Genomic DNA, 26,830 nt, shown 5'->3' with positions numbered 1-26,830 from the left:
AACATGGAAACAGTTCAAAACTTCATTCAGGGTCAAATCAGCGAAAGCCACAGCCAGCGCTTTGCACCGGTATTCAACCCAGCAACCGGTGAGCAGACGCGTCAGGTAGTACTGAGCTCGGCGGCAGAAACGGCTGAAGCGATTGCAGCGGCAGATAAAGCGTTCCCGGCATGGGCGAAAACGTCACCATTGAAGCGTGCCCGTGTCATGTTCAAATTCAAAGCATTGCTTGAGCAGAACATGGACAAGCTGGCTCGCCTGATTTCAAACGAGCACGGCAAAGTGTATTCAGACGCAGTGGGTGAAGTTACGCGCGGCCTTGAAGTGGTTGAGTTTGCCTGTGGTATTCCGCACCTGCAAAAAGGCGAGCACTCAGCAAATGTGGGAACGGGCGTTGATAGCCATTCACTCATGCAACCGCTTGGGGTATGTGCCGGTATTACGCCGTTCAACTTCCCTGCGATGGTGCCGATGTGGATGTTCCCAATTGCCCTAGCAACCGGTAATACGTTTGTCTTGAAGCCTTCAGAGAAAGATCCATCACTTGGCTTGGTATTGGCTGAACTGTTAAAAGAAGCTGGCTTACCAGATGGTGTCTTCAATGTAGTAAACGGTGACAAAGAAGCGGTGGATGTATTGCTGACGGACTCTCGTGTTCAAGCTGTTAGCTTTGTTGGCTCAACACCGATCGCCGAATACATTTACTCAACAGCCTCTGCGCATGGCAAGCGTTGCCAGGCTCTTGGTGGGGCGAAGAACCACTGTATCCTGATGCCGGATGCCGATTTGGACATGGCAACAAACGCAATCATGGGCGCAGCTTATGGCGCGGCAGGCGAACGTTGTATGGCGTTGTCAGTGGTTGTGGCTGTAGGTGATGAAACGGCTAACGAGCTTATTGGTAAACTGAAGTCACAAATCGATGTGATGAAGGTTGGTCCGGGTGTGGTGGAAGGCCCAGAAAATGATATGGGACCTGTGATTTCCTCACAGCATAAAAACAAGATCTGCGATTACATCACATCGGGCGTTGAGCAGGGTGCTGCGTTGGTAGTCGATGGCCGTGATATCCGTATCGAAGGGCATGAAAATGGCTTCTTCGTTGGCCCAACTCTGTTTGATAATGTGTCGCCAGAGATGACTATCTACCAAGAAGAAATTTTTGGCCCGGTACTAGCCGTCGTTCGTGTGCCTGACTACCAAACTGGCCTAGAGCTAATCAATCGCCACGAGTACGGTAACGGTACCGCAATCTTTACTCGTGATGGCGAAACGGCTCGCCAGTTCAGTGAAGATGTACTGGCTGGTATGGTGGGTGTGAATGTGCCAATTCCTGTGCCGATGGCTTTCCATAGCTTCGGAGGCTGGAAGCGTTCAGTGTTTGGTCCGTTGAATGTTCATGGCAACGACGGTGTTCGTTTCTACACCCGAATGAAGACAGTGACAAGTCGTTGGCCTACAAGTGTACGTCTTGAACAACACAGCAGCAGTTTTGTGATGCCGACAATGTAATGGTTCTTTTATTTGAATAAAATAGAGTCAGACTTGCACTTAGTGAGTCTGGCTCTTTTGTATATTCGCCCAAGTAAATAATAATCAAAGGACTGACTTAATATGAAAATAGCAATAGGTAATGACCATACGGGTGTCGAGCTTAAACGTTATTTGATAGTCGAACTCGAAAAGCTTGGCCACAAGGTAGTTAATGTAGGAACAAATGACGCCGCCCGCACCCATTCAGCCATCTATGCCACCGCTGTTGCGGGGCTAATCAATCAAGGTGAAGTCGAATTAGGTATTTTGATTTGTGGTACTGGGGTAGGTATGTCTATTTGTGCCAATAAATTTAACGGTGTTCGTGCTGTAATGGGGGCAAATCTCTACACGGTAAAACAATCAAAAGAACATAATGATACCAACGTGTTGACGCTTGGTGCATTGACCACTGAGAAAACCATTGCCAAGCAGTTGGTGACCACTTGGTTAGAAGCTAAGTTTGATGGCACAGAAACTCGCCGATACAGGCTTAACCTTATCAGCGAGATAGAAGAGAAGCAGCACAATAAGGAAGAGAGCTATTCTTGATATTGGCTCTTGGGCTTGACGTTATCGAAGCGCTTCTATGGCCATTGGCAGTAACTCTACCCAACTGTAGATAACAATAACGGCAATGACGATGGTCCATACGATGCGCTCTATCCAGCTTTTTCGGCTGTAGTAACGAAACGGGTCAGGCTCACCGCAATTGGGGCATGTATTTGCACGTTTGGAAATTTCTTTTTCGCAAAGTGGACAAGCTTGCAATGGCATCCTAATTTACTCCTTCCTTCTTAATCACTCTTTAAACATAGTGTAAAAGCAGTGACTTAAAAACACTTGATGAAGATTTGATTGATTAAAGAGTGAGGCTAATCAAGCTTTACAAAGACACGCGCATTATGTGTTGTGGTCCTACAGGTCCGCCCAAATACAATTGACCCGTATCTTCAAATCCAGCTTTGAGATAACAGCGGTATGCGGCTAGGTTTTTGCAATTAACGGTTAGGTAGAGATAGTCGTATTGCTTGAAGTGTGCTTTGACATACTCAACAGTACTGATAAGAGATTGCGTTCCCACACCTTTTCCCTGCATTTTTTTATCAATAAGAAGAGTGCAGAGCCCAATGCTGTTAGCTGGACAGTAGTTTTGCTTTTGAGACAAGAGAGTGTCGAGTTTGAAATAACCAATGACTTTTCGGTCTTTGAAAATAACGAACGGGAGTAGGCCATCTACCATGTTTTCAAGAAATACATGAGGCGAAGCAGAGAAAGCAACTTGTTCATTGTCGGCTTGAATGTTCAGGATGTCACTTTCTAAAGCAGTATCCAGAGGGTAGATAGTTATCACGAAAATCACCAAATTAATCCTTTATATGGATATTAGAGATTTTCACTTTTTAATAAAGAATGCAATAGACATTGATGAAACTTGCACAGGCTGAGGAGTTGAAAAGAGAGGGAAGTAACTCCCTCTCAATGAAATTAATTAGTAGCCGAATGCTGGAGCAAGCACATCATAAATGATGGCTGGGTATGCGGTATCCATCATCAGTGGCCTTTGGTAGACAAAGCCATTGCTATTGTCCGTGAAGTGAGCCACAAAGAATAGACGCTCAACAGTTCGGTACGAATCCATCACAAAGTCAGAGTTACCGCCATCGAGAGGTGAACCATCAGAGAAGACGTGGTTATTTTTTGAAATTACCGCAAGAGGGTGTTTGATGGTATCAAAATCACTGTCTTCGACACAGCTGTCTTCATTACACATGTTCAAGCCATACGAGACATTACCATATTCGATATGAAGCTCTTTTCCGTCTAGCCCCGTTGCAACGTGGTTAGCCTGTGGCCAAATTTTGCCAGCAGCGATATTGTTATCATTCACAACCCAAGTGAAGTTATGCTCAAAGTCGGTGCTGCTATCGCCTGGTTCACCATCCGCGGTGTTTTTCGCTGCGTAGTAGGTGATTGTCAGGGTGTCATTTTGCCAATCGCATCCAGTAAATACTTCATACTGCGGATGTTCACCTTCAAAACTACAGGCTTTGTGTAAAGCAGCAACCGTCATGCCAAAGCGATCGGAGACTTCCTGATACCAGTTATCTGGCATTGGGCGATCAGGAGATATATCACCGTCTGGCAAATGTGAAGGCGGCAACTGTGGCTGGGGTTTGCTTGGCACTTCAATTTCAGGTAAGTGGCTAGTTGGTGGCATTGTTTTGTCATCAGTAGAGTTACTTGATGAGTTACAACCAGCTAGCAATGCAACGGCAAGAACAGCAGAGAGTTTTTTCATTTCAATTCACCATCTTGATGACCTACCACAGTTGTAGGCTTGGTTTGTTAGCTTCCCAAGGTAGATGCTCTCTTGGGTCTCAAAGATGGTGTATTTATACAGTGTTTTATATTTGGGGTGTAATTACTCTCATTGATATCTGACATAAGTGGTACTGATTGCCATTAAAAAGAATAATGTTTTATTACAGGTTGGTTTAAAAATGAAACATTATTTTATTGCTATGCTTTTTAATGTTGAAATCTAAACACTATGCTTTCATCAACGTTTTCACTTTTTGCTGAATAACTGAAGAGACTTTATCAGAAAGCCATTTTTGTTTGGGATGTTCACTGTCGCGCCGCCGGGTGATCATTTCAATATCAAAGTCCGGGATTGGGATGGGGGTTTCGCATATAGTGACATTGTCACTTTTTGGTGCAGAGCGACCAACCAGCTCTGCCATAACGCAAAGTAGTCGCCTACCCATTAGCATATGACGCAGAGTAAGAAAGCGGGTTGAGCCCAGTACGACTTTTCGTTTCTTGTCCATGTCAGTCAGTGTGATATCAACCGGGGAGGTTAATTCACGGTTGGCAGTGATCACCATTTGTGGCGTAGCTAGATAATCATCAATACTAATCGGTAATTTGACGTTCAATACCGAGTTATCGAATAAGCATACATGACGCTCTCGGTATAAGAACGTACGCAACAGGCTTTCTGGGAGGGTTTTGAACACACCAATGGCCAAGTCAATATCACCTGACTCAAGAGCTGATTCGCAGTTAGAGGGGTCAATTGCTTTGAATAATACTTGGCTGTTTGGACAAACACTCAGCAATTGATCAAAAAGGGCGGGACCAAACACTTGTTCTGCGTAGTCCGAAAGGCCAATTACGAATTTGTCGTGGTATTCTTGCGGCTCAAAAATATTAGGAAGAAGAATGTCTTCTCGGATAATTGATAATACGGCTGAAATTTTTGGCGACAGCTCATGGGCGCGTTGTGTTGGCACCATGATGTTACCTTGTCGTTCAAATAGCGGGTCACCCAATAAGCTGCGCAGGCGCTTCAGGTTGTAACTGGTAGCCGGTTGTCCGAGATGGAGGCGTTCGGAAGCACCAGAGACGCTACGGCAAATCATGATTGCTTCAAAGGTCAGTAGAAGGTTGAGGTCGACCCCTTTCCAATTAATACCGCTCATAACTTGAATTAGCCCATTCGATTTCGTTGATATCTTTGATAGCGCTAAGATAACAGTATTGAAGACATTAATCGACGCACTGTTTTGGTGTATGACTTTAACCGATTGGAAGAGTCAATACCCTAAACAATGAGATATAACAACTATTAGCACCAAGCCCTTGAGGGTGAGACCAGCATGAACAGTAGCCACCAAAAAGTATTAACTTCATTAGCTTCACTACCAGTAAAGGAATTCAAGACACACAGCCAAAAGGTGAACCCTGGCGATGTGTTTGTGTGTCGACAAGGCTTAACATGGGATAGTCACTTGTCGGCTCAAGACGCCGTCGAGCGTGGCGCTTGCGGCGTAATCGCCAATCGTCCCTTGGAGTTGCCAGTACCTTGCATGGTGACACCCAGCCATAGTACGTCAGTCAGTTTGATTAACCAGTACTATGCTTACCCTCAAGATCAGATCAAGCATATTGGTGTGACGGGAACTAACGGTAAAACAACCGTTGCTTACTGTCTTAATCAGCTACTCAATCTTACGGGAAAATCGGCATATACCGGCACGCTGGGCAGTTCGTTTGATGATGTGTATTACCCGTTAGATAACACGACGCCAGATGCCATTACCTTACTGAATCTATTTCATGCGATGGAGAAATGTGGTGTTTCTCATCATGTGATGGAAGTGAGCAGTCATGCTTTATCGCAAGATAGAGTGACGCATATCGATTTTGATATTGTCATCATCACCAATATTGGCTCCGATCATCTTGATTATCATAAGCACCGTGAAGATTATATCCAGGCCAAATTAAGGCTGATTGATAGGCTAAAGCCCGGTGGTGTCGCCATTGTAAATTTGGATGATGAGCAGTCTCTTTCCGTGATTGAGCGATGCCGAAGCCGTTGTGAAGTCATCAGTTTTAGCTGTGTTGATGAAGGCACAGATCTCTATGCTTCAAAGGTGCTATCAACCTGCAGTGGCAGCCAGTTTACCTTGAATTACCAAGGGATAGAGCATCAAGTGATATCGAGTTTGCCGTTTCGTTTCAATGTAGAAAACAGCTTGGCCATTATTGCTTCTATGCTGGGTCTGGGAATGCCCATAAACGAGGTGCTGGCTTTATTCGAGTCTATGTTGCCGGCGCCAGGACGCAGTGAAGTATACCCACTCAGTAATGGCGCAACCGTGATCCTCGATTATGCCCATAATTACGACAGTTTAAGTAACCTATATCGTAATGTCCTTGAGCATAAAACCGGTAAAGTCGTCACTGTTATCGGAGTGACAGGAGAGAGGTTAGCAGATGCAGCTGATATCGGTGAGTTATGCTTTGAGCATTCAGATCAACTTGTACTGACGACGGATAATCCATTAGGCGTAAATCAGGACGATTTGTTTAAAGCGCTGACAAGTAAATTGCCATTAAGCTCAAATCATCCTAGTGCATGTATTGAGGACCGGTTGCTGGCAATCAAAGTGGCCATTGCTGAGCTCCAATCGGGCGATGTATTGCTGCTCTGTGGTAAAGGACATGAAAAGTACCAGTACATTACTAGCAATAAGAATGAAGCAAAGCCATATGTGGGTGACTTGGATGCAGTGAAAATGGCATCTGAAACTATTGGTTTGCAGCTTGTGACAGGGCTCGCTGAATCAGCGGAGTCAGCAGATCTTACGGTGAAATAAACTTCTTTAGAGGAATGGTAAGCATGGCGTTAATGAGCCAAACAGAACCTATCCCGATGAAAAAAAACGCGACATATGTGAAGTTGCTGTCTGCACAAGTGGTTTCCCTCATAGGGACTGGGATCAGTACCTTGACGCTGGCACTACTTGCTTGGGATATCGCAGGGGAAGAGGCCAGTGCTGTACTGGGTATCGCATTTGCTTTGAAGATGATTGCCTACGTTGGCTTGGCACCTGTGTTTGGTGCCGTTGCCCATAAGTTGCCCAGAAAACCTTCACTGATCACGCTGGATCTACTGCGAGCAGCTTTCATCATGTTTTTGCCTTTTGTCACTGAAACTTGGCAGATCTACGTACTGGTCTTTTGCATTAATGCGTGTTCCGCAGGGTTTACTCCCTTGTATCAATCAACGCTACCAGCCGTACTTCCTGATGAGAATCAGTATTTAAGGGCGTTATCATTTAGCCGGTTGGCCTACGATCTGGAGCAAATCGTCAGCCCGTTACTTACCGCTTCATTGCTGGTGGTGTTGGGGTTCAGGCAGTTATTTATTCTCAATGCCTTCACCTTTCTGCTGTCGGCGATATTGCTAATGATTTGTGTTTTTCCACTTATCAAAGTAACACCGCCATGTCATAGAGGACCTCTTAATCAACTGAAGTACGGTATGCAGTCTTATTTGTCGACGTCAAGACTAAGGGCACTGTGGATTGGGTACCTGGCGGCTTCTGCTGCCAGCGCAATGGTTATTGTAAATACGGTCGTTTATGTAAATCAGGTTTTGGTTGGAGGAGAACAAGAGACCGCACTAGCCATGGCTGTGGTAGGTTTTGGCTCTATGGTTGTCGCAATGAAGCTTCCTAAATGGCTTGAAGGAAGAAAGCTTCGCAGTTTCATGTTGCTTGGTAGCACGATGATTTTCACTGCATTTTTGATAGCGACGCAACTTCCCGGTTGGTATGGGTTTATCTGGGTATGTTTGCTGTTTGGGGCGGGTATGTCATTTATCCAGACACCTGCAGGTGTGCTGATCACCCGTTCTTGCCAAGAGGAAGATGCAACAGCATTTTTTGCCGCTCATTTTTCGCTTACCCACTTGTGGTGGTTGTTTACCTACTTGCTCGCAGGGTGGAGCGCGGTCATGCTAGGATTATCTGCATCTTATTGGGTAATGGGTGCCCTTTGTCTTTGTAGTCTCTTAGCGGTATATCGATGGTTTCCCAAAGAAGACTAATTGAACGAGTTCTTTATCATTAAGAAATAAAGCCACTCAACGTGTTTAATTGAGTGGCTTTCTTTGTTGTGCTAATCAAATAATAAACTATTTATTTGGCTTGTTCATGACGAATATACATGATGGCAATCATACTAAAGCCCATGAATTGCCATAGATATTGGCCATCACTTGCACCTGAAAGTGTTTGGGTAAATGCCATACAGCCAGCAACAAACAATGAAGATACTGCAGCGTAAAATAGCCATGGGCGCTCTTTATTTGAAAGGAACTCTCCATTAAATACAGAGCGAATAATTAAAATGAATGGAACGCATTGCAATGCAATCAAAATAGGGAACATGAAATCAAAAGTGGGGCTGAGGAAAACATGTCCCACTTGGCTTTTATCCCACGTGCCAACAATATAGCCTTTCCATCCAGTCCAAGTATCACCAGAATAAGCGGTGTCTGGCGTAACTACGCCTAACAATACGCCCATAACCTTATCGATAAAGCCATTTTTAAACCAAAATACAAACAAGAAAATTTGAAGAGGAATAATTTGGAAGGCCATCTTTTTTAACATGCTTTTACCTCAATAAACAGAGAGTGTTGGATGAGGAGATTATGAAAAGATTGAACGAATAGATTGTTGATGCAAGGCAAGACGACAAGAATACAAACAAAAATCAAAGCTTTTAGAGGAGCTATCAACAAGGTTAAACAGGGCGATGAAGCGCCTAGCCCTTATGTTGCGAGGGCTAGGCAACATAGACCAAAGTGTCTATCGATGCACTTAATCTTGGGTTTGGAAAAGGTTTGTTTTTTGTAAAGGTGCCATAAGATCAAAGAGTTGACCATTTACCTCTTTTTTCATATCGCTATAGCATTGGTAATGGTATGCGGCACCGCGCGGATTCATTGATTGGGTGTCGACAACACTCAATAGATAGAAACTGATAGGGCTAGGCGTGCTTTCTGCCGCATAGAATAGATAAGGGAAAGCCTGATCACTTCGTTTATTGAGAAGCAGTGCTAACCCTAAAGTTAAGTTGGCAATGTCACAGCGTGGATTCATCTCGAAAGCTTGATGGGCAAGGTTGAGCGCTAGCTCCTTGTCGGTATCACTTCCAGACTGCAAAAATGCGAGTGATGCGTGATAAGAGAGAAGTGAATTAACAAGGTAGTTTTCACGTCCTTGTGCTTTGATCATTTGTAGTTGTTCAGCGACAGCATCTAAGGCTACATTTCCTTTCCCTTGATAGAAAAGGGAGATCCCAGCAGAAATAGCTTTCCAGTCTTCATAATCAGATATTGAAGTAATACGGTGGTTAGATATCTCATAGCCAGGATCATTGGGTGATATCAGGGACTTTAATTCCAGTACGATATCACCAATATCATTAAAAAAGCTTTGCTCGTTAAAATGCTTTTCAATTTTATGATTTAGCTCTGGCTGTTTCGTGTTTTGCAAGATGACAGTAAATGTATAGTCTTCATCGTTATGCTTTATCCAACTTTTAAGTTCGAAGCCATTATTTTCTAATGTGTCCTTCGCCTCAGGAGTTAGTTCTGAAAAATGATAGCCGGAGATTGTTTTTGCAGAATTCAGTCCATAGAAAAGATAGTTATAGACACTTTGTGCCATTTCGAAGTCTTGCTCTGTGTCTAACTGCACTTGATGCAAAAATACAGGGGTATTGAGATTAGTTTTTGCAGTGATAATCGTTTCTTGTGCTGGCTGAGTGTTCTGCCAGATGTAACCTGCACCTAAACCCATTGCAGTTAATGCCAATATGCCAGAGAGAATCACGGCGAGGCGCTTACGTTTGTATTCGCTCTTATTGGTGCCAGATTGCTCTGGACTGTATTCCTGTACCTTAGTTTGTTCTGTCGCGGCTTCTTCTGTTACGGCTACTTCTGGTGTGATTTCCTCAGCACTAATATCTGATACCGGTAGGTCGAACAGGTAACCCTGCTTGGGAATCGTTTTGATGATTTGGTAAGGGCGGGTTTTGTCTTTTAGCTGACTGCGAAGCAGACTGATTACTTGGCGCACGAGGTTGTCGGAAACATGGCTTCTTTGCCACACGCTATCGGCGATCTGGCGAGCATTAACGACCACACCGTTTTGGATGATGAAATAGCTTAGGAGTTTTGACTGCAAAGGCTCAAGGTGTATCTCTTCTTGCCCAATGGTGATCTGGTTTTGATCTGGCGTGAACAAAATCTGTGGATCATGGTGGATAACATAGCGGGTTTTGGCAGTCATATGCTTACAACGGATAATCAAAAACCTTGCTAGCCTAGAGGGTTTAGCCGATGGAAGCAAGTATCTGCCTTTGATGAATCTTTCTTGACGGTGTTATCTAGACAAGTTGTCCTGTTGTTGGCTTGTTTTTGGCATTGCTCATTGATTATTAGACAATTTTCCTCATAACAACAAGCTAATTGTTGTTTGCTCCCGTCACGAGTCTGACATTTTCAATCAATAAAACATTCATATTTCACCCGCACTCTGTACCACGAATCGGACATGAGATGACGGACATGGATACCATCATAAGCATCAGCAATATCAATAAGACTTTCGGTAACAAGCAGGCACTGAAAGGGATAAACCTGACAATCAAAGAACGCTCGATGACAGCATTACTGGGTCCATCGGGATCAGGTAAGTCAACGTTAATGCGTCACCTTAGTGGCTTGGTTGTTTCGGACAAAGACGCAGATTCACATATATCAGTGCTTGGCGAAACGGTCCAGGCACACGGTAAAGCGAGTAAGCAGATCCGCCAGTGCCGTGCACAGGCAGGGTATATCTTCCAGCAGTTCAACTTGGTGAACCGACTGAGTGTACTGACCAATGTATTGATTGGTGCACTCAGCGAAACGCCCAAGTGGCGAACACTAACAGGCACTTTCACGGCAGAGCAGAAACAGCGAGCGCTACAGGCACTACAACGTGTAGGGATGGAGCAATTTGCCCATCAGCGAGTGTCAACACTTTCTGGTGGCCAGCAGCAGCGCGTGGCAATCGCACGTGCGCTTATGCAGCGCGCCAAAATCATTTTCGCCGATGAGCCTATCGCTTCATTAGATCCGGAGTCATCCCGCATCGTGATGGAATTGCTTGAGGACATCAACCGTAAAGAGGGGATTCCGGTTATTGTGACCCTCCACCAAGTTGACCATGCCCTTAAATACTGTGAGCAGATCATCGCACTGCGTGAAGGGGAAGTCTTCTACCAGGGGGCGGCGGCCGAATTGACCGAGCAAAAACTAAAAGCGCTCTATACCGCGGCCAAACCTCAGCAAGAAACCGCACCTGTTGGTGCTGAACTGGCACCATCATTTTAAATCGACAGGGAATGATCATGTTTACCACTATCAAGAAAGTTGGCTGCTCTATTGCACTTGCGGCTAGCTTGGTATCACCGCTAACCAGTGTGGCGGAAACCATGAAAGAAATTAACTTTGGCATTATTGCAACCGATGCCCAGCAAAACCTAAAACAACGCTGGGAGCCTATGTTGGATGATCTGAGTGAAGAGCTTGGTATCAAGGTGAATGCCTACTTTGCCCCGGACTATGCTGGGATTATCCAGGGAATGCGCTTCAAGAAAGTCGATTTCGCCTACTTTGGCAATAAATCTGCGATGGAAGCCGTCGACCGGGCCAATGCAGAGATCTTCGCGCGCTATATCGATAAAGACGGAACCCAGGGCTATTACAGCGTATTGCTGGTCAACAGTGAAAATGACGATATCAATACACTGCAAGATGTCATTGATAACCGCAAAGATTTGATGCTGGGTAATGGTGAGCCGAACTCAACGTCAGGTTTCTTGGTTCCGAACTACTATGCGTTTGCCCAGAACCATATTTCGGCGAATGACTTCAAACGCACAATCGTTGCTAATCATGGTTCAAATGCCATGGCAGTGGCGAACAAGCAGGTCGATGTGGCGACGAACCACACGATGAACCTAGTGCGCATCAAGCAAAGCAATCCAGACTTGTATAGCAAGTTGAAAGTGGTGTGGCAGTCGGATCTGATCCCTTCAGATGTGATCACTTGGCGTAAGGATATTCCTGAAAACGTCAAAGAGCAGGCTCGTGAATTTTTCCTTGCTTACGGAAGAGAAAACCCTCAGCAGTTGGATAACCTCAAGCTATTGGCTTGGTCAGGCTTTGCGCCGGCAGACAATAACCAGTTGCTGCCAATTCGCCAGATGGAAGCATATAAGGCACTGGTAGAAACCCAAGATAACCCACGCCTGAGCGAGAAAGTGAAGAAAGAGCGCATCGCCCAGTACCAGGCTGAGCTGGATTCTTTGGCTGCTGAAATTGACGCACTCAACGCAAGCTTAGAAAAAGCACAAGGTTAATAAAGGATGAGGGCAGGGCTGTGTCCCTGCCACACAAGGACAAAATGATGCACACCAATACTCAACACTTGATGCCGCCATCGAAGCTTTCGCTTAAAAACGCAGTTATCGCGGTCATCGTACTCAGCATTTTGATGTGGGCTTGGCGAGGCGCAGAAATGGCACCTATGATGTTCTTCGAACATCCTGAAAATATGGTGCAGTTACTGAAAGACTTCTTCCCGCCAGATTTTACTGATGTTGAGCTGTATTTCAGCGAAATGTTAGTCACGATACAGATTGGTATTTGGGGAACCTTGCTTTCGATTTTGTTGGCTATTCCGTTTGGCATTTTGAGCGCAGAAAACTTAATGCCGACCTGGGTTACCTTTCCGGTACGTCGTTTGATGGACGGCCTACGAGCAATCAATGAAATGGTTTTTGCCATGCTGTTTGTGGTGGTGGTTGGCCTAGGCCCTTTTGCTGGTGTCATGGCATTGTTCATTCACACCACTGGCGTTCTGGCAAAACTGTTTGCCGAGGCGGTGGAAGCGATTGAGCCGGGGCCGATTGAAGGCGTGAAAGCAACCGGTGCAAACCCACTGGAAGTGATTCTGTATGGGGTCATACCGCAAGTGATGCCGCTGTGGATTTCTTACTCCCTGTATCGCCTAGAATCAAATATTCGTTCAGCGACGGTTGTCGGTATGGTCGGTGCAGGCGGTATAGGCGTGCTGTTGTGGCAATCAATCTCCGGTTTCCAGATGCAGCAGACTGCCGCCATCATGCTGATTGTTATTGTTACGGTGAGCATTATTGATTTCGTTTCTCAGATCATTCGCAAGAAATTCATTTAAATGAAATATTGATTTAATCACGGAATAAAAATTTTCGGTTTACATGTCTAGATAACTATTTAATTACTAGCAAACCAAAATTTAAGGAAATGAAAATGCCTGTCTATCAAAAAATTGCCAAGGAATTGGAGGATGACTTACGTCATAAATATCAGGCAGGTGATTATTTACCATCCGAATCACAATTAGCGAAATATTTTCAAGTCAATCGTCACACGGTGAGGCGAGCTATAGATGAGTTGGTCACAGCAGGGTTGATTTTGCGCCATCAAGGCAAAGGAAACATGGTGTTAAGCCAGCCAGCAGACTACTACCTCCACGCGGGCGCCCACTTTACCGGGAACCTGCTTGAACAAGGTTCTCTACCTCGCTGTGAAGTGTTGCAGTCCCGCACGCTTGTAGCGAGTGAACGGTTGGCCAGAAAGCTTGATTGTGAACCGGAAAGTAAGATCATCCATTTGCGGACATACCGAAAAATGGATGGTGTTCCACGTACCGTGATTGATCATTATTTGCCTGACTATAGCTGGTGGCCAGTGATAAAGCATTTTCAATCTGGCTCCCTGCATAATTTTATTAAAAAAGAATTGGGTGTCGATTTAGAGCGTAAAAGCACTCGACTTCGCGCCCAAATACCGAATACCGAGTACTGCCGACTTTTACAAATAAATAGCAGTATCCCGTTATTAATAATACGTACCACAAATGTCATCAAAGGCACGGAAACAGTAGCTGAATATTCGAGTTCAAATACAAGATCCGATGTCATTGAATTAGTCATGGAGCACTAAATGGACACCACGGAAAAAAGAAAACATTGGATGTCTGTACTGGCCCAGGCCAGCTTTGAAAAACTTTCAACCCTTTGGCAGCAGAGCCAAACCCAACATGGTTTGGCTCCGGATTATACGCTCATCCGCCCGGCAGAGATCGGCCTAGCCCAAGTACGAGCAAGGATGGGAAGCACAGGCCGCCAGTTCAATATTGGCGATGTCACCATTACCCGTGCTGCGGTTCAGCTAGCAGGCGGTGAGATGGGTTACAGCTACCTTCAGGGGCGTAACAAGCAGCATGCAGAGCTAGCAGCTGTGTTGGATGGATTGCTGCAAGCAGACCAATACCACGAGGTCATATTCGCACAAATCATCTCCCCACTGGCGGCGGACAAGCAAGCGGAAAGGGAGCAGCGCCAACAAGAAGTTGCTAGCAGTAAAGTAGACTTTTTCACCATGGTTCGTGGTGAAGACTAAGCCGCGGTAATAGATAAAGGAGAAATACGATGAGCCATATTACCTCGGCTTTCACAGATGCCGTTCATGATAGTCAGCTTTGTTTCAGGCGCCTGCTTAAGGCAATGTCTGAGCCGGGCACTCAGGTCGAGTTAGACCGCTGCCATGGTTTCGGAACAATGATGCCCGCAACAAGCCAATTGCTACTTGCGATGGCGGATAACAGCACGCCTTTATGGCTGTCCCCGTCGTTTTTGCAAGATAATGCTGCGACAAAAAATATCCATTTCCACACTGGCGCTTCAACCAATGCAACCACGGACACCGCATCATTTGCCGCCATTGCATTAACGGATATGCCAACGATTAAGCTGGATGAGCTTGCGTTTAACGTTGGCAATGAAGAGTACCCAGACCGCAGTACAACCCTTGTTATCGAAACCGATAGCGTATCTTCTGGCCAGCAGTTCAAGTTAACAGGCCCGGGTATCAAGGATGAACGATGCATTCAGCTCGGTGAGCTTTCGCCTGAGGTAAAAAATACCTTGTTGGCTCAGGGAGAAGCGTTTCCTCTAGGGTTGGATTTGATTTTTGTTTCAGGTGAGCAAGTGGTGGCCATCCCGCGCTCAACCTCTGTGGAGGCGATGTAATGTACGTTGCAGTAAAAGGCGGCGAAAAAGCGATTAAAGCCGCGCACCAACTTCAGGCACAAAAGCGCCGAGGAAATAAAGAGCTGCCTGAACTTCAGGTTTCTCAAATCAGCGAACAGCTTGCGGGCTCTGTCGATCGTGTGATGACCGAGGGCGGCATTTACGACAAAGAGTTAGCGGCATTGGCGATCAAGCAGGCGAGTGGTGACTTGGTTGAAGCTATCTTCCTGTTGCGTGCCTACCGTACTACGCTGCCTCGTTTGGCCGTGCTGGAACCCGTTGATACCTCAGATATGCGTATCGAACGCCGTATCTCAGCAACATACAAAGACCTACCTGGCGGTCAGTTGCTGGGCCCAACCTACGACTACACCCATCGCTTGTTGGATTTCAGCTTGCTTGCAGAAGGTGAAGAACCGGTACACATTGCGCAGCAGGCGACAGCTGAAGAGGGGGCTCAAAGCGCTAGCGAGCCTTGCCCACAAGTCATGGGGATTCTTGAAAAGCTGGATTTGATGGTTTTTGAACAGGATAAGGGTGAGCAACCCGACGATGTCACCATGGAACCGGTCAATTACCCCTGTGACCGTTCTGCACGCTTGCAGCAGCTGGCCCGTGGTGACGAGGGCTTCTTGCTGGCGCTTGGCTATTCGACCCAACGTGGCTACGGCCGCAACCACCCGTTTGCCGGTGAAATTCGCTCAGGCAAGGTGACGCTGTCACTGAGTCCGGAAGAGCTATGCGCCGAAATTGAAACCGAAACTGATAGTTTTGATATTGATATCGGTGAGCTTGAGTTGACCGAATGCCAGATGATTAATGGCTTTATTGGCAATAAGCAGCAAAAACCCAAGCTGACAAGGGGTTACGGCCTGACCTTTGGTTTTACTGAGCGCAAAGCAATGTCGATGGCGCTGGTTGACCGCGCGTTGCAAGGTGCCGAATACGATGAGCCTGTTGATGGCCCAGCGCAGGATGAAGAATTTGTCTTGGCCCATGCTGATAACGTTGAGGCTGCTGGTTTTGTCTCTCACCTGAAATTACCGCACTACGTTGATTTCCAGGCTGAATTGGAGCTTCTGCGCAAGATGCACAAGGAACACGATGAAATGATGGCTACACAGCACGTAGACGGTGAGGGCAAGTAAATGTCACAAACACACAACCATGGCTATAACTACGGTTATCTAGACGAGCAAACTAAACGTATGATCCGTAGGGCACTGCTAAAAGCGGTAGCGATTCCTGGTTATCAGGTGCCTTTTGGCGGTCGAGAAATGCCGATGCCCTATGGGTGGGGGACGGGTGGCGTTCAGCTTACAGCCACCATCATTGGTCAGGACGATACCCTGAAGGTGATTGACCAGGGGGCCGATGATACGACTAACGCCGTTTCTATCCGTGAGTTTTTCAAAACCGTCGCCGAGGCAAATACTACCGAAACGACAACAGAAGCATCTATCATCCAGACTCGCCACCGTATACCTGAAGTCGCGCTGGAGGAAGATCAGATCCTTGTTTATCAGGTGCCGATCCCTGAGCCGTTGCGCTTTATCGAACCGCGTGAAACGGAAACCCGCAAAATGCATGCCCTACAGGAGTACGGCATCATGCACGTCAAACTGTACGAAGATATTGCACGCTTTGGTCATATTGCTACCGCTTATGCGTATCCGGTTCGCGTCAATGATCGCTATATCATGGATCCGTCTCCAATTCCGAAATTCGATAACCCGAAAATGGATAACATGGCGGCACTTCAATTGTTTGGCGCAGGTCGTGAGAAGCGTATTTATGCCATCCCGCCATATACCAAGGTTCACAGCTTAGATTTTGATGACCATCCCTTTGAAGTACAGCAGTGGGATGAACCATGCAGTATCTGTGGCTCGACTGATACCTTCTTGGATGAGGTGGTGATTGATGACGAGGGCAGCCGAATGTTTGTCTGTTCGGATACCGACTACTGCCGCCAGCAGGTTGAAAAGAACTCAGAATCACAGGCTTCCGGATTCACACCTGAAACCGCAGAACTAACGGATACGCTATAGGCAGTGCGAGAAGAAGATAATGGAAATGTCAAACCTTAAAGAACAACCGCTACTGTCGGTGCAAAACCTCACCAAACTTTACGCGCCAGGCAAAGGGTTTTCGGGGGTATCGTTTGAGCTATTCCCTGGTGAAGTCTTGGGTATTGTTGGCGAATCAGGCTCGGGCAAAAGTACCTTGCTCAAGGCTATTTCTGGTCGCTTGCAACCTGACAATGGCGAAGTGCTTTACCTACGTGGTGGCGCAGAGCAACAGCTTGCCCAGATAGAAGATCTGTATGCAATGGCAGAAAGCCAGCGCCGCCACCTGCTTCGCACTGAGTGGGGCGTGGTACATCAGCACCCTATGGATGGTTTGCGCGGCCGTGTCTCAGCGGGCGGAAATATTGGCGAGCGGTTGATGGCTGTAGGCAAAAGCCATTACGGTGAAATTCGAAATGAAGCCGAGAAGTGGCTAGGGGATGTTGAAATTCCGGCCGAGCGCATTGACGACATGCCAACCACTTTCTCTGGTGGTATGCAGCAGCGTTTACAGATTGCGCGCAACTTGGTGACTCACCCTAAATTGATTTTTATGGATGAACCCACTGGCGGCCTCGATGTGTCTGTGCAGGCAAAACTATTGGATTTATTGCGTCGCTTAGTCACAGAACTGGAACTTGCTGTTGTTATTGTGACACACGACTTGGCTGTTGCGCGTTTGCTTGCTCACCGATTGATGGTGATGAAGCAAAGTCATGTAGTGGAAACTGGCTTGACCGATCAGGTGCTGGACGACCCACAGCATCCTTACACCCAGCTTTTGGTCTCATCGGTACTGCAAAACTAAGGAAAGAACATGAACAAGCCAATGTTGAAAGTCTGTAATGTTAGCAAAACCTTTGTTTTGCATAATCAAAACGGCATCGAGTTGCCGGTTCTTCAAAATGCATCCATGGGTGTCGAGCAGGGTGAGTGTGTTGTGCTCCATGGTCATTCCGGTTCGGGTAAGTCAACCTTGCTGCGTGCTTTGTATGCGAACTACCTGGTTGATTGTGGTTCCATTGAAGTACGCCACAATGACCAATGGGTTGACCTTGTCAGCGCCGCCCCGCGAGAAGTGCTGAATGTTCGCCGTGACACCGTGGGGTGGGTAAGCCAGTTCTTACGCGTCATTCCTCGTATTAGCGCACTGGAAGTTGTTATGCAGCCAATGTTAGAAATTGGAGGCTGCCGAGAGGAGGCCAAGCGCAAAGCCAGTGAGTTGCTTCGTCGGCTGAATGTGCCTGAGCACCTATGGCACTTGGCTCCAGCAACCTTCTCTGGGGGTGAGCAGCAGCGGGTCAACATCGCTAGGGGTTTTATTGTCGATTACCCAATTTTGCTACTTGATGAGCCAACAGCGTCATTGGATGCGACCAACAGCGCGGTTGTGGTGAGTTTGATTGAAGAGGCCAAATCTCGCGGTGCAGCAATAGTGGGTATTTTCCACGACGAAGACGTCAGATCGCAGGTCGCAGACCGTTTGTACGAGATGACAGAGCAATCAGCATTGCAGTTTGAAATGGCTCCAGTAGCCGAACACGTTGCCTAATTCAGGGATGAGGAAACAATTGTGATTATTACCAATGTACATATGGTCCTTGAAGACGAGATCGTAAAGGGCTCAGTTGAGTTGGAAAATGGTGTGATTAAATCTATGTCGGACACACTTAGCCAATTGCCGCAAGCCTATGACGGCGAGAATGGTTGGCTGATGCCGGGCTTGATTGAGCTTCACACCGACAATCTGGAAAAGTATTTCACGCCGCGCCCAAAGGTTGACTGGCCGCCATTCTCTGCCATGAGCGCCCATGATGCCCAGCTGGTTGGCTCGGGGATTACTACGGTACTCGATGCTGTTGCCCTAGGTGATTACCGTGAAGGCGGGCGCCGCCAGGAAAACCTGGATCATCTGATCGACACGGTTATTGAAAGCCACAAACGTGGGGTAAACCGTGCTGAGCACTTCTTGCATTTGCGCTGTGAAGTACCGCATGAAACTACGGTGGGTATGTTTGAGCGTTATGCCAATTTGCCTGAGGTACATTTGGTGTCACTGATGGACCATGCTCCGGGCCAGCGCCAGTTCGTTGATGTCCAAAAATACCGTGATTACTACCAGGGAAAATACAAATTCTCTGACGAGCAGATGTTGGCCTTTGAAAAAGAACAGGTAGCACGCTCCCAGCAATGGTCTGCGGCGAACCGAGCTGAAATTACCCGCCAGTGTCGTGAACGAAATATCCCGATGGCAAGCCATGATGATGCAACCATCGAGCATGTTCAGGAGTCAAAAGACTTAGGGATGGTGATTGCGGAGTTTCCAACCACTGTTGAAGCTGCCAAGGCATCTCATGAGATGGGATTGAAGGTCATGATGGGGGCGCCGAATGTTGTTCGTGGCGGTTCGCATTCAGGCAATGTGGCAGCACATGAACTCGCGAGCCTGGGCGTATTGGATATTCTGTCATCAGATTATTATCCGGGAAGCCTGCTTGATGCGCTGTTCCAGTTGGCAGACGATGAGCGCAATGATTTGGATTTGCCGCAGGCAACCAAGTTAGCGACGATAAAACCTGCACAGGCACTTCAACTCAATGATCGCGGTGTGATAGCAGAGGGAAAACGTGCAGACTTACTCCTTGCACACCATTTGCATGATCACACTTATGTCACTCGTGTTTGGCGTCAGGGCAAGCAGGTATTTTAATTAATACTGGGACATGCCAAGAAATTGAAACGCTAGGAGATCTGCGTTGAATAAACAAGGCACCTTATTTTATGTAATGGGCGCGTCGGGAGCAGGCAAAGACAGCCTGCTTCAGGCGATTCGTACGCTTTATCCCAAACAGTTGCTGGTCGCACATCGTTATATTACCCGTTCTGCACAGGCGGGTGGGGAGAACCATGTCGAACTCTCAACTGAGGAGTTTGCCCAGCGCAAGCAGCAAGGCTTGTTTGCAATGAGTTGGAAGGCCAATGGTTTTAATTATGCCTTAGGTAAAGAAATTGAGCTTTGGTTATCCCAAGGGTTTGATGTGGTAGTCAATGGCTCAAGAGCCTATTTAGAGCAAGCCATGATGGATTTTGGCTATCGAGTCGTGCCTGTCATCGTCGACGTCAGCGCCGAGGTCTTGGAAGCCCGGCTGTATGCCAGGGGGCGTGAGACGCCAGACCAAATAGTAGATAGGCTGGCGAGGGCAGAATACTACCGCGGCCAATGCCCTGATAGTGGTTTTGTCGTGGACAATAGCGGCACGTTGCAGCAGACCATTGAACAATTTATTAAGAATTACAGCCAATACCGGAGCGCCATGCCTCGCCTTAGCCAGCATACGCTGCCATTCAACAAGGAGAGGCTGCAATGAAGCTCACGGTAATAGGCACTGGTAATGCCCGGCTATTGCCCGTATACGGCTGCCATTGCATTGCTTGTGAACGTGCTAGAGCGAATCCGGCATATTCCCGTGGGAAAACATCGGCGTATATCAGCTACCAAGGCAGAAACTTGTTGATAGATGCCAATGCTGATGACTTGATGGCACGCTTTCCCGCTGGGAATATCGACAGTATTTTATTGACCCATTACCACATGGATCATGTGCAATCCCTGTTTGATCTACGTTGGGGAATGAATTTATCTATTCCGGTGTTTGGTCCAGATGACCCAGTCGGCTGTGATGATCTGTTTAAACACCCCGGTATCTTGGATTTCAAAGCGGCAAGGCAGCCTTTTGAGCATTTCTATTGGCGAGATATCCGTATCACCCCTATGCCTTTGATTCACTCGAAGCCTTGCTTAGGCTATATCTTTGAATGCCAGGGCAAGCGAATCGCATACCTAACTGACACCGTTGATTTACCAGCAGAGGTTAAACAATGGTTTGTAGACAACCCAGTAGAGCTAATGCTTATAGACTGCAGTTTTGCGCCTGTAGATAGAAGTGCAGGGGAGCAGCCGAGCAATCATAACGACGTGATACTGGCAAAATCACTCAAAGAAGAATGCTGTCCAAAGAAAATGGGCTTGATTCATATTGGCCATGACCTTGAAAGCTGGGCTATGGTAAACCCGCAAGCCTTTGATGATGATTTCTTTCTTGTGTCCGATGGACAGGAATTTAACTTTTGAGTCTACAACTTTCGAGCGAGTAGCTTTTGAGAAAACAGTTCTTGAGAGAACTGCTTTTGAACGAACTGCTTTTGAACGAACAGGTAGGCTCATAACGATGAGTAAGCAATAATGAATCAACCGCTATCTCCCACTTTATCTTCTGAGCCAAGCATTGCTGAAACAAGCAAGCTGCATAATGCCGAACTTGGCCGTTGGGTAGAAATTGCCGACCGGTGTATTTTGAATAATGTGTCAGTCGGTGATTACAGCTATATTCAGAATGACAGCAACCTGATGTTTGCCGAAGTCGGTAAATTTACGTCTATTGCTGCTAGCGTCAGGGTAAACCCGAGTAACCACCCTTGGTGGCGGCCGACCTTACATCATTTCACTTACCGCCCAGGCAAATATCAGTTGGGCGATGACCCTGCGACTCTCGATGATGAAGTGTTTGCGTGGCGTGAAGAAGACAAAGTGTTCATAGGTCACGATGTGTGGATTGGCCACGGCGCTATCATTCTGCCTGGAATCACGATAGGCAATGGCTCCATTGTCGGGGCGGGCAGTGTAGTGACCAAAGATGTCCCACCGTGGTCGATCGTGGTCGGCAACCCAGCCCGCGTCCTGAGACCGCGATTTGAAGATCCTGAGATGGGACCAAAACTTGAGGCATTGGCTTGGTGGGATTGGCAAGACGATAAAATCCGTGACAACCTTCATTTGTTTCAGCTAGATGCCACTGCCTTCCTCGAGGGTTTAGAGCAGTTAGCTTAGTGGTTTCCCAATACTTTGGCACATGCTGGATATTGAAGAACCGTGCCTAGGCATGGTTCTTTTAGCAATCCTCTAGCTCAACTGTTACCTCATAGATTTCCGGACCATGAGCCCTTTTTGCATCTTGATAGCTGACATAACATTTAGGCGTTACAGTAATCTGTTTGCTTTCATTATCAGAGATGTAAGTAACCTCCTTGAAAGAAACATAAGCAATTCGTCCTCCGTCTTTCATTCGGTTATTCACTTCAAGATCATCGCTGATGTTAAAGGCGCGCTTAACGTTATCTATATGGGCCGTTGGGTAGCCGTTACAGATATAAATTCCTTCAATGAATGCGCGGAGAGTGGTCTCATCCTTGTAGACATAACAGGCTTCGGTAAGGCCATTTACAATTGCCTTGGTATGAACGATCTCCGCAGTGGTATGCATGGTGGAGGCGATCGAGTTTAGTGTTGATTTTCGAGCATCGGACTGAATGTTGAGCATGGTTAATGCAGCAGTAAGAGCCAGAAATCCAATTAAAACAATAACGGTGACGAGTCTAATCATAAAGGATGGTTGAGCTTAAGTTATTGATGATATTGTTAATTATTTTGAATGCTGTTTTTAATTGACGTGATTGTATGAGTAATTTTCTGCTTATTCAACCTGTAAGTGATTGAGTGTCGAGTTATTACACAATTTTATAAAGTGAGAAGCGCTGGTATTGAGGGCAGTGGCAGGAAAGGGGGGGAGTCACTTGAAGCATGAGAAGAAGCAGCTAGAAACAAAAATGCCAAAAGCTTTGGCTTTTGGCATCTATGAGTGTCGGCGTTGTACTTTTTGAATTAGAAGTGAAGCTGGATAACGGATTCCGCTACACAGCCAGGGCGACGAACCCCTTCAATATGTACAGTAAGTTCTTGGACTATCTCCAAGCCTCGCTTAACAGGTTTCACAGACTGAATTTTCGTTGTAGCACGAATACGGTTCTCAGACTTAACCGGGTAAGGGAAGCGAATTTGGTTGAAGCCCATGTTAACTGTCATTTTGGCCGTTGGGAACTTTTGGTTCTCAGGGTCAACACTGTCAGTTAAAACCGACAGTAGAGACAGCGTCAGAAAGCCGTGTGCAATAGTCGTTTTAAAGGGAGATTCTTCAGCAGCACGCTCTGGGTTGGTGTGAATCCACTGGTGATCTTCAGTCACGTCAGCAAATTGGTTGATACGACCTTGGTCAACAGTCATCCATTCACCAGTATGGATCACTTCACCAAGGGTAGCAGTAAGCTCTTTGTATAAGGCTTCTGCTTCAGGCTTCATTTCAATTGGAGCTGGCGCTTTAACAACAGCTTCAGGTGCGATATTTTCCACAACAGTTTTTTCTATCTTGGTTTTACTCGGTTGTTCGACAACATCATCATTGGATGCAGACTGTTTGTGCATAACAAGGGCACCCAGCTGTGTTTTGTTCGCTCGGTTAACAAAATCAAGCCAGTGCTCACGCAGTGAAGGTGAGAGTAAGTCTTTTAGTTCAAAGGCATGCAGTGATAGATCATCACGTTTTTGCTTAAAATAATCGACAACTTTCATGACTTGATACCTTATTATTTAAAACTGCCTGAAGCCGAATCAAGGCGAAGTATTGTAATAGGAAATAAAAATATTAAAAGAAAAAAATGTGTTCCACATCTCGCTTTTTGTGCTGGCTTTCTTTTAAGTCTATGAATATTAAGAAATGTTCTGGTGTGTGGATTTAGTGTAAAAATACTAACTTAACCTACATTTGATATTCGATAGTCAGAAAAATAGCCGTTACCTTCAATTTAAGCGTACACATGTAAGTTATTTCAGCTTACATCTGTTACGCTATTTCAGCGTACACATGTATTTTTAATATATTGATAAAAGCATAAAAATACACTGTATAAAATTATTTAAGAACAACTTCATCTTAGAATAATTTAAAAATAATTGCTCTAAAAAATAGCAATTATTTATCATCCACGAAAATACTTTACGTCTTGAAATTGCTAACTAGTCAACAAGGTCCCATTGCTGACATTCTTTCTCATTTGAGAGAAAAAAGCCCCTTCTGTGATACGTCTACGCTTAAAGCCAAGCGGTATGAAATGAATAGAAACCGAACGCCTTGGCGTGTTTTGGTAAGTATAATTTTGGCTAGGTAGTAAATTGATGAAAAGTTATCGGATTCTGGGGCTGGCCTTATTGTTGCTAGCTTCGGTCCCTGTCGTCAGTGCCGAGCATGACGATATGGCAATTGAACTTGATCAATATGTCAAAAAGGCGGTTAAGAAGGGCATTCCGGGAGCTTCACTGGCCGTTGTGATTAATGGGGACATTCGATTGCTTCGCGGCTATGGAGTGACTAAGAAGGGGGGAAAAGATAAGATTGATTCAGCGACAGTCTTTCCGTTAGCGTCAATTTCAAAGACTTTCGCTTCAGCAGCTGTATCAATTCTGGTTGATCAGAAATCCATAGAGTGGGATACCCATGTGGTCCCATATTTAGACAACATAGAGTTTAGCGACCCACAGTTGGGAAAAGATGTCACTCTGCGTCATTTGCTCTCCCATACAACTGGGTTGGTGCCACAAGCCTATTCAGACTTGATAGAAGATAATGTTCGGTACACACGTATCCTTCAGATGCTTGATAGGGTGAAGTTCGTCTGTGATCCGGGCAAGTGCTATGGCTACCAAAATGTGGTGTATAACTTAGCAGCGGATATGCTGGCTTTAGCAGTTGGAATGGACTATCCAACCTTTGTCCAGGAGAATATCTTTATCCCATTGGAGATGGATCATGCCTCCTTTGGTATGGAGGGGTTCAAAGAAACAGAAAACCGCGTCACACCGCATGTAAAAGTGAAGGCCGGTTTTGCACCGGTTAAACCTGCTCCTTACTACTACCGAGTGCCGGCTGCTGCGGGAGTGAATGCGAGTGCGCAGGATTTATCGAAATGGATGTTGGCACAATTTGGTCATAACCCGTCGGTATTGCAGCCACCACTGTTGGAGATAATGCATAAGCCGCATATTAGAGCTAATCAATACCGTTACCGAGCTAAACTCAGCAATGTGTATTATGGGCTAGGGTGGCGTACCTTTGATTATAAAGGGATCTCTGGATTTGTTCATCATGGAGGCTGGGTAAAAGGGATCCGCACTGAGATGCTGTTTAACCGCCATACTCAGACAGGCATGGTGTTTCTAACGAATTGCGAGACAGATGTAGCAAGAGAGATTGTACTTCACTTCCTCAAGCTGTATCGTCAGCGTTTCGAGGTAAAAGAAACTGATACTTAACTCTAAAAGAGGATTGAAAATGGGCAAGAAACGAAAGATCTCGGCTCCGACAATGGAAGTTGTAGATCAAAATCAAAAGAATAGTGTTGAAACTGATTTTGGTAGAGGAACCATCAAGGACAATGCGTTAAAGGCGGTAGTTACTAGCCAACTGTTCAAAACGCGTGTTGTGAAGGCGAAAAAGGGTAAGGGGAGTTTCCAACGTAAGGGTAAACATGGAGGACGAGAGTCCTATTCAATGGCAGCTTAATTGAAGCTTCAATTGTATAGCACTCTCTTCTTAAATTAATGTAATTGGAATTTGACAATTAGCTCGCAGTCGCTTGTGGAATGCATTTGTTCAACATGCTTTGCTACCACCGGGTTAGGGTGGCGCTTCAAATATTCAATTAATGCAGATTTGCAGCAGCCTAGCGAAGAAACGAAACTCTTACAGCTAGAATTTGGGCACTGTGGCAGTAGCGCCATCACTTCTTCTGAAGCTAGCTGCAAGTACTTGAGTTCGTATTCATCATCACCGTGGATTCGCCAAAAGTTTGCTAGGTTGTGGCAAGACATGACCTTGATTGTCAGCAGTTCATCTAGCTCATCCTGTGTTCCAGAGTTTGGAGAGAGTTGCTGAGCCTCTGCAAGGGCCAAGTGATAATGGAGCACCGCCATCATAGGTTTTGCTTGTTTATCTGCTTTATCGGCCAATAATGTGTGCTGTTCCCACCGTGATACATCCATAAGTCCCTCCGTGTTTTACGAATATCGAGTATGTAACAATAACTGACGCTAATGGTAATCATTATCAAATAGCTCGACAATATAAAATCTATCTCTTTTCGGTGATTTTCCTTATTTCAACCTTTTCAATTCGAGTTTGTGGAGTGTGTCGCATCATGTATAGCAAGCCGTCAGTAGTGTCGTGCTTTGCTCTAATTCATTCATAAATTGACACCCAAATTCTCACATTTAACCAATTTTGGGGTTGTTTAATTTCTGTTCAGCTTGCATTATGACCACCCTGTAACAAGGCAGTGTGACCATTAAAGTCCTTTTGTTTTAATGCTTTATCTGTGGTCATGTTAAAAAAGTGACAGTTTGATGCTGGCTAGGTCATTGAGTTATCAGCTGTTTGAATGCAAACACACTATTGGGTTAGGACTTTTTTGTCTTAGGCACAATAGGCTTTAATCAAGAAAACAGAATAGATAGATGAAAAAGCAAATTACAATCAAGACACATAACACGCGCCGCACAAAAAAAATACTCGGCGTAACAAGCGGGGTAGTGGCTAGCGGACTCCTTTTTGCTGGAAGCGTACAATCAGCTGGCAAATGGGTAGAAGTTGAAAATGTTCACAATGGACGGGCACCCTTATGTCATCATATTGAAACAGGCACACTGAGATTCTGTTCAGATCTCGAATCAGAACATGAAGAGCCTTAATTGAATCTAAGTAACTATATGATTAATAGCTTTTGATCAGATACTTACGCAGATTGATATGTTGATTGAAGGGAGTACGCTTTGTGCTCCTTTTCGTTTT

Annotated in this window: 30 protein-coding genes; 21 read left to right on the top strand and 9 right to left on the bottom strand. The window is 45.8% G+C overall.

What is annotated here, in order from left to right; translation table 11 throughout:
* Nucleotides 1-3 precede the first annotated feature (3 nt).
* On the top strand, nucleotides 4-1,512 hold the full coding sequence (locus ACXAD4_RS18375) for a CoA-acylating methylmalonate-semialdehyde dehydrogenase (RefSeq protein ID WP_475243260.1): 1,509 nt from the start codon (nucleotides 4-6) through the stop codon (nucleotides 1,510-1,512).
* 102 nt (nucleotides 1,513-1,614) lie between these two features.
* Entirely contained in the window at nucleotides 1,615-2,085 is a 471-nt protein-coding gene (gene rpiB / locus ACXAD4_RS18370) for a ribose 5-phosphate isomerase B (RefSeq protein ID WP_475243259.1), read from the top strand.
* 21 nt (nucleotides 2,086-2,106) lie between these two features.
* Here the strand turns inward: rpiB and ACXAD4_RS18365 are convergent, their stop codons facing one another.
* From ACXAD4_RS18365 to ACXAD4_RS18350, 4 genes are all read right to left on the bottom strand, one after another.
* On the bottom strand, nucleotides 2,107-2,310 hold the full coding sequence (locus ACXAD4_RS18365) for a hypothetical protein (RefSeq protein WP_317522842.1): 204 nt from the start codon (nucleotides 2,308-2,310) through the stop codon (nucleotides 2,107-2,109).
* Between the two features lie 109 nt (nucleotides 2,311-2,419).
* Nucleotides 2,420-2,887 carry a GNAT family N-acetyltransferase gene (locus ACXAD4_RS18360; protein ID WP_475243258.1) on the bottom strand — a complete coding sequence of 156 codons (468 nt, stop codon included), beginning with the start codon at nucleotides 2,885-2,887 and terminating at the stop codon, nucleotides 2,420-2,422.
* Nucleotides 2,888-3,025: 138 nt separating this feature from the next.
* Nucleotides 3,026-3,835, bottom strand: coding sequence for a hypothetical protein (locus ACXAD4_RS18355; protein WP_475243257.1), 810 nt, complete (start codon nucleotides 3,833-3,835; stop codon nucleotides 3,026-3,028).
* A gap of 250 nt (nucleotides 3,836-4,085) precedes the next feature.
* On the bottom strand, nucleotides 4,086-5,021 hold the full coding sequence (locus tag ACXAD4_RS18350) for a LysR family transcriptional regulator (protein ID WP_475243256.1): 936 nt from the start codon (nucleotides 5,019-5,021) through the stop codon (nucleotides 4,086-4,088).
* Between the two features lie 177 nt (nucleotides 5,022-5,198).
* On the opposite strand from ACXAD4_RS18350, the gene ACXAD4_RS18345 reads away from it, so the two are divergent.
* Nucleotides 5,199-6,704: a Mur ligase family protein gene (locus ACXAD4_RS18345; RefSeq protein ID WP_475243255.1), complete on the top strand. Its 1,506-nt coding sequence runs from the start codon at nucleotides 5,199-5,201 to the stop codon at nucleotides 6,702-6,704.
* Between the two features lie 32 nt (nucleotides 6,705-6,736).
* On the top strand, nucleotides 6,737-7,939 hold the full coding sequence (locus ACXAD4_RS18340) for an MFS transporter (protein WP_475243254.1): 1,203 nt from the start codon (nucleotides 6,737-6,739) through the stop codon (nucleotides 7,937-7,939).
* Nucleotides 7,940-8,030: 91 nt separating this feature from the next.
* Here ACXAD4_RS18340 and ACXAD4_RS18335 read toward each other — a convergent pair whose 3' ends face one another.
* Both ACXAD4_RS18335 and ACXAD4_RS18330 read right to left on the bottom strand, forming a co-directional pair.
* Entirely contained in the window at nucleotides 8,031-8,507 is a 477-nt protein-coding gene (locus ACXAD4_RS18335; protein WP_475243252.1) for a hypothetical protein, read from the bottom strand.
* Between the two features lie 210 nt (nucleotides 8,508-8,717).
* Nucleotides 8,718-10,193 (bottom strand): winged helix-turn-helix domain-containing protein, encoded by a 1,476-nt coding sequence (locus ACXAD4_RS18330; RefSeq protein WP_475243250.1) that lies wholly within the window; start codon nucleotides 10,191-10,193, stop codon nucleotides 8,718-8,720.
* Nucleotides 10,194-10,471: 278 nt separating this feature from the next.
* Here ACXAD4_RS18330 and phnC point away from each other — a divergent pair, with 278 nt between their 5' ends.
* From phnC to ACXAD4_RS18260, 14 genes are all read left to right on the top strand, one after another.
* On the top strand, nucleotides 10,472-11,281 hold the full coding sequence (phnC, locus tag ACXAD4_RS18325; RefSeq protein ID WP_475243249.1) for a phosphonate ABC transporter ATP-binding protein: 810 nt from the start codon (nucleotides 10,472-10,474) through the stop codon (nucleotides 11,279-11,281).
* 17 nt (nucleotides 11,282-11,298) lie between these two features.
* Nucleotides 11,299-12,312 carry a phosphonate ABC transporter substrate-binding protein gene (gene phnD, locus ACXAD4_RS18320; RefSeq protein ID WP_475243248.1) on the top strand — a complete coding sequence of 338 codons (1,014 nt, stop codon included), beginning with the start codon at nucleotides 11,299-11,301 and terminating at the stop codon, nucleotides 12,310-12,312.
* A gap of 71 nt (nucleotides 12,313-12,383) precedes the next feature.
* Nucleotides 12,384-13,148 carry a phosphonate ABC transporter, permease protein PhnE gene (phnE, locus tag ACXAD4_RS18315; protein WP_475245584.1) on the top strand — a complete coding sequence of 255 codons (765 nt, stop codon included), beginning with the start codon at nucleotides 12,384-12,386 and terminating at the stop codon, nucleotides 13,146-13,148.
* A gap of 95 nt (nucleotides 13,149-13,243) precedes the next feature.
* Nucleotides 13,244-13,939, top strand: coding sequence for a phosphonate metabolism transcriptional regulator PhnF (phnF, locus tag ACXAD4_RS18310; RefSeq protein WP_475243246.1), 696 nt, complete (start codon nucleotides 13,244-13,246; stop codon nucleotides 13,937-13,939).
* A complete protein-coding gene (gene phnG, locus ACXAD4_RS18305; protein ID WP_475243245.1) occupies nucleotides 13,940-14,398 on the top strand; it encodes a phosphonate C-P lyase system protein PhnG in 459 nt (152 codons plus the stop codon).
* A gap of 29 nt (nucleotides 14,399-14,427) precedes the next feature.
* Nucleotides 14,428-15,027: a phosphonate C-P lyase system protein PhnH gene (phnH, locus tag ACXAD4_RS18300; RefSeq protein ID WP_475243244.1), complete on the top strand. Its 600-nt coding sequence runs from the start codon at nucleotides 14,428-14,430 to the stop codon at nucleotides 15,025-15,027.
* Entirely contained in the window at nucleotides 15,027-16,175 is a 1,149-nt protein-coding gene (locus ACXAD4_RS18295) for a carbon-phosphorus lyase complex subunit (protein WP_475243243.1), read from the top strand. Before phnH ends, ACXAD4_RS18295 begins: the two co-directional genes overlap by 1 nt.
* Entirely contained in the window at nucleotides 16,176-17,078 is a 903-nt protein-coding gene (locus ACXAD4_RS18290) for an alpha-D-ribose 1-methylphosphonate 5-phosphate C-P-lyase PhnJ (protein WP_475243241.1), read from the top strand. It abuts the gene before it with no gap.
* A gap of 19 nt (nucleotides 17,079-17,097) precedes the next feature.
* Nucleotides 17,098-17,904 (top strand): phosphonate C-P lyase system protein PhnK, encoded by an 807-nt coding sequence (gene phnK, locus ACXAD4_RS18285; protein ID WP_475243240.1) that lies wholly within the window; start codon nucleotides 17,098-17,100, stop codon nucleotides 17,902-17,904.
* A 9-nt stretch (nucleotides 17,905-17,913) separates the two neighbouring features.
* Nucleotides 17,914-18,648 carry a phosphonate C-P lyase system protein PhnL gene (gene phnL / locus ACXAD4_RS18280; RefSeq protein ID WP_475243239.1) on the top strand — a complete coding sequence of 245 codons (735 nt, stop codon included), beginning with the start codon at nucleotides 17,914-17,916 and terminating at the stop codon, nucleotides 18,646-18,648.
* A gap of 21 nt (nucleotides 18,649-18,669) precedes the next feature.
* Nucleotides 18,670-19,806: an alpha-D-ribose 1-methylphosphonate 5-triphosphate diphosphatase gene (phnM, locus tag ACXAD4_RS18275; RefSeq protein ID WP_475243238.1), complete on the top strand. Its 1,137-nt coding sequence runs from the start codon at nucleotides 18,670-18,672 to the stop codon at nucleotides 19,804-19,806.
* A gap of 46 nt (nucleotides 19,807-19,852) precedes the next feature.
* Nucleotides 19,853-20,464 (top strand): ribose 1,5-bisphosphokinase, encoded by a 612-nt coding sequence (gene phnN / locus ACXAD4_RS18270; protein ID WP_475243237.1) that lies wholly within the window; start codon nucleotides 19,853-19,855, stop codon nucleotides 20,462-20,464.
* Entirely contained in the window at nucleotides 20,461-21,228 is a 768-nt protein-coding gene (gene phnP / locus ACXAD4_RS18265) for a phosphonate metabolism protein PhnP (protein WP_475243236.1), read from the top strand. Before phnN ends, phnP begins: the two co-directional genes overlap by 4 nt.
* Nucleotides 21,229-21,339: 111 nt before the next feature.
* Nucleotides 21,340-21,984: a DapH/DapD/GlmU-related protein gene (locus ACXAD4_RS18260; protein ID WP_475243235.1), complete on the top strand. Its 645-nt coding sequence runs from the start codon at nucleotides 21,340-21,342 to the stop codon at nucleotides 21,982-21,984.
* Between the two features lie 61 nt (nucleotides 21,985-22,045).
* Here ACXAD4_RS18260 and ACXAD4_RS18255 read toward each other — a convergent pair whose 3' ends face one another.
* Both ACXAD4_RS18255 and ACXAD4_RS18250 read right to left on the bottom strand, forming a co-directional pair.
* Nucleotides 22,046-22,537, bottom strand: a complete 492-nt coding sequence (locus ACXAD4_RS18255) for a hypothetical protein (protein WP_475243233.1) — start codon at nucleotides 22,535-22,537, stop codon at nucleotides 22,046-22,048.
* A 278-nt stretch (nucleotides 22,538-22,815) separates the two neighbouring features.
* Nucleotides 22,816-23,559: a MaoC family dehydratase gene (locus ACXAD4_RS18250; protein ID WP_475243232.1), complete on the bottom strand. Its 744-nt coding sequence runs from the start codon at nucleotides 23,557-23,559 to the stop codon at nucleotides 22,816-22,818.
* 603 nt (nucleotides 23,560-24,162) lie between these two features.
* Here ACXAD4_RS18250 and ACXAD4_RS18245 point away from each other — a divergent pair.
* Nucleotides 24,163-25,296, top strand: coding sequence for a serine hydrolase domain-containing protein (locus tag ACXAD4_RS18245; protein WP_475243231.1), 1,134 nt, complete (start codon nucleotides 24,163-24,165; stop codon nucleotides 25,294-25,296).
* A 52-nt stretch (nucleotides 25,297-25,348) separates the two neighbouring features.
* Nucleotides 25,349-25,546 carry an alternative ribosome-rescue factor A gene (locus ACXAD4_RS18240; protein WP_475245583.1) on the top strand — a complete coding sequence of 66 codons (198 nt, stop codon included), beginning with the start codon at nucleotides 25,349-25,351 and terminating at the stop codon, nucleotides 25,544-25,546.
* 35 nt (nucleotides 25,547-25,581) lie between these two features.
* On the opposite strand, the gene ACXAD4_RS18235 is transcribed toward ACXAD4_RS18240, so the two are convergent.
* Nucleotides 25,582-26,025, bottom strand: a complete 444-nt coding sequence (locus tag ACXAD4_RS18235; protein ID WP_475243229.1) for a DUF2753 family protein — start codon at nucleotides 26,023-26,025, stop codon at nucleotides 25,582-25,584.
* A 471-nt stretch (nucleotides 26,026-26,496) separates the two neighbouring features.
* Between ACXAD4_RS18235 and ACXAD4_RS18230 the strand changes: the two genes are divergently transcribed.
* A complete protein-coding gene (locus tag ACXAD4_RS18230; RefSeq protein WP_475243228.1) occupies nucleotides 26,497-26,730 on the top strand; it encodes a hypothetical protein in 234 nt (77 codons plus the stop codon).
* Nucleotides 26,731-26,830 lie beyond the last annotated feature (100 nt).

The organism is Photobacterium sp. AWH4_225, assembly GCF_056158405.1.
The sequence above is the reverse complement of the archived record's forward strand: the minus strand, read 5'-3'. Positions and strand labels throughout refer to the sequence as shown.

Bases quoted from the DNA above. Each gene is read 5' to 3' on its own strand.
- ACXAD4_RS18375 (WP_475243260.1), top strand. From the start codon at position 4: ATGGAAACAGTTCAAAACTTCATTCAGGGTCAAATCAGCGAAAGCCAC.
- rpiB (WP_475243259.1), top strand. From the start codon at position 1,615: ATGAAAATAGCAATAGGTAATGACCATACGGGTGTCGAGCTTAAACGT.
- ACXAD4_RS18365 (WP_317522842.1), bottom strand. From the start codon at position 2,310: ATGCCATTGCAAGCTTGTCCACTTTGCGAAAAAGAAATTTCCAAACGT.
- ACXAD4_RS18355 (WP_475243257.1), bottom strand. From the start codon at position 3,835: ATGAAAAAACTCTCTGCTGTTCTTGCCGTTGCATTGCTAGCTGGTTGT.
- ACXAD4_RS18350 (WP_475243256.1), bottom strand. From the start codon at position 5,021: ATGAGCGGTATTAATTGGAAAGGGGTCGACCTCAACCTTCTACTGACC.
- ACXAD4_RS18345 (WP_475243255.1), top strand. From the start codon at position 5,199: ATGAACAGTAGCCACCAAAAAGTATTAACTTCATTAGCTTCACTACCA.
- ACXAD4_RS18340 (WP_475243254.1), top strand. From the start codon at position 6,737: ATGAGCCAAACAGAACCTATCCCGATGAAAAAAAACGCGACATATGTG.
- ACXAD4_RS18335 (WP_475243252.1), bottom strand. From the start codon at position 8,507: ATGTTAAAAAAGATGGCCTTCCAAATTATTCCTCTTCAAATTTTCTTG.
- ACXAD4_RS18330 (WP_475243250.1), bottom strand. From the start codon at position 10,193: ATGACTGCCAAAACCCGCTATGTTATCCACCATGATCCACAGATTTTG.
- phnC (WP_475243249.1), top strand. From the start codon at position 10,472: ATGGATACCATCATAAGCATCAGCAATATCAATAAGACTTTCGGTAAC.
- phnD (WP_475243248.1), top strand. From the start codon at position 11,299: ATGTTTACCACTATCAAGAAAGTTGGCTGCTCTATTGCACTTGCGGCT.
- phnE (WP_475245584.1), top strand. From the start codon at position 12,384: ATGCCGCCATCGAAGCTTTCGCTTAAAAACGCAGTTATCGCGGTCATC.
- phnF (WP_475243246.1), top strand. From the start codon at position 13,244: ATGCCTGTCTATCAAAAAATTGCCAAGGAATTGGAGGATGACTTACGT.
- phnG (WP_475243245.1), top strand. From the start codon at position 13,940: ATGGACACCACGGAAAAAAGAAAACATTGGATGTCTGTACTGGCCCAG.
- phnH (WP_475243244.1), top strand. From the start codon at position 14,428: ATGAGCCATATTACCTCGGCTTTCACAGATGCCGTTCATGATAGTCAG.
- ACXAD4_RS18295 (WP_475243243.1), top strand. From the start codon at position 15,027: ATGTACGTTGCAGTAAAAGGCGGCGAAAAAGCGATTAAAGCCGCGCAC.
- ACXAD4_RS18290 (WP_475243241.1), top strand. From the start codon at position 16,176: ATGTCACAAACACACAACCATGGCTATAACTACGGTTATCTAGACGAG.
- phnK (WP_475243240.1), top strand. From the start codon at position 17,098: ATGGAAATGTCAAACCTTAAAGAACAACCGCTACTGTCGGTGCAAAAC.
- phnL (WP_475243239.1), top strand. From the start codon at position 17,914: ATGAACAAGCCAATGTTGAAAGTCTGTAATGTTAGCAAAACCTTTGTT.
- phnP (WP_475243236.1), top strand. From the start codon at position 20,461: ATGAAGCTCACGGTAATAGGCACTGGTAATGCCCGGCTATTGCCCGTA.
- ACXAD4_RS18260 (WP_475243235.1), top strand. From the start codon at position 21,340: ATGAATCAACCGCTATCTCCCACTTTATCTTCTGAGCCAAGCATTGCT.
- ACXAD4_RS18255 (WP_475243233.1), bottom strand. From the start codon at position 22,537: ATGATTAGACTCGTCACCGTTATTGTTTTAATTGGATTTCTGGCTCTT.
- ACXAD4_RS18250 (WP_475243232.1), bottom strand. From the start codon at position 23,559: ATGAAAGTTGTCGATTATTTTAAGCAAAAACGTGATGATCTATCACTG.
- ACXAD4_RS18245 (WP_475243231.1), top strand. From the start codon at position 24,163: ATGAAAAGTTATCGGATTCTGGGGCTGGCCTTATTGTTGCTAGCTTCG.
- ACXAD4_RS18240 (WP_475245583.1), top strand. From the start codon at position 25,349: ATGGAAGTTGTAGATCAAAATCAAAAGAATAGTGTTGAAACTGATTTT.
- ACXAD4_RS18235 (WP_475243229.1), bottom strand. From the start codon at position 26,025: ATGGATGTATCACGGTGGGAACAGCACACATTATTGGCCGATAAAGCA.
- ACXAD4_RS18230 (WP_475243228.1), top strand. From the start codon at position 26,497: ATGAAAAAGCAAATTACAATCAAGACACATAACACGCGCCGCACAAAA.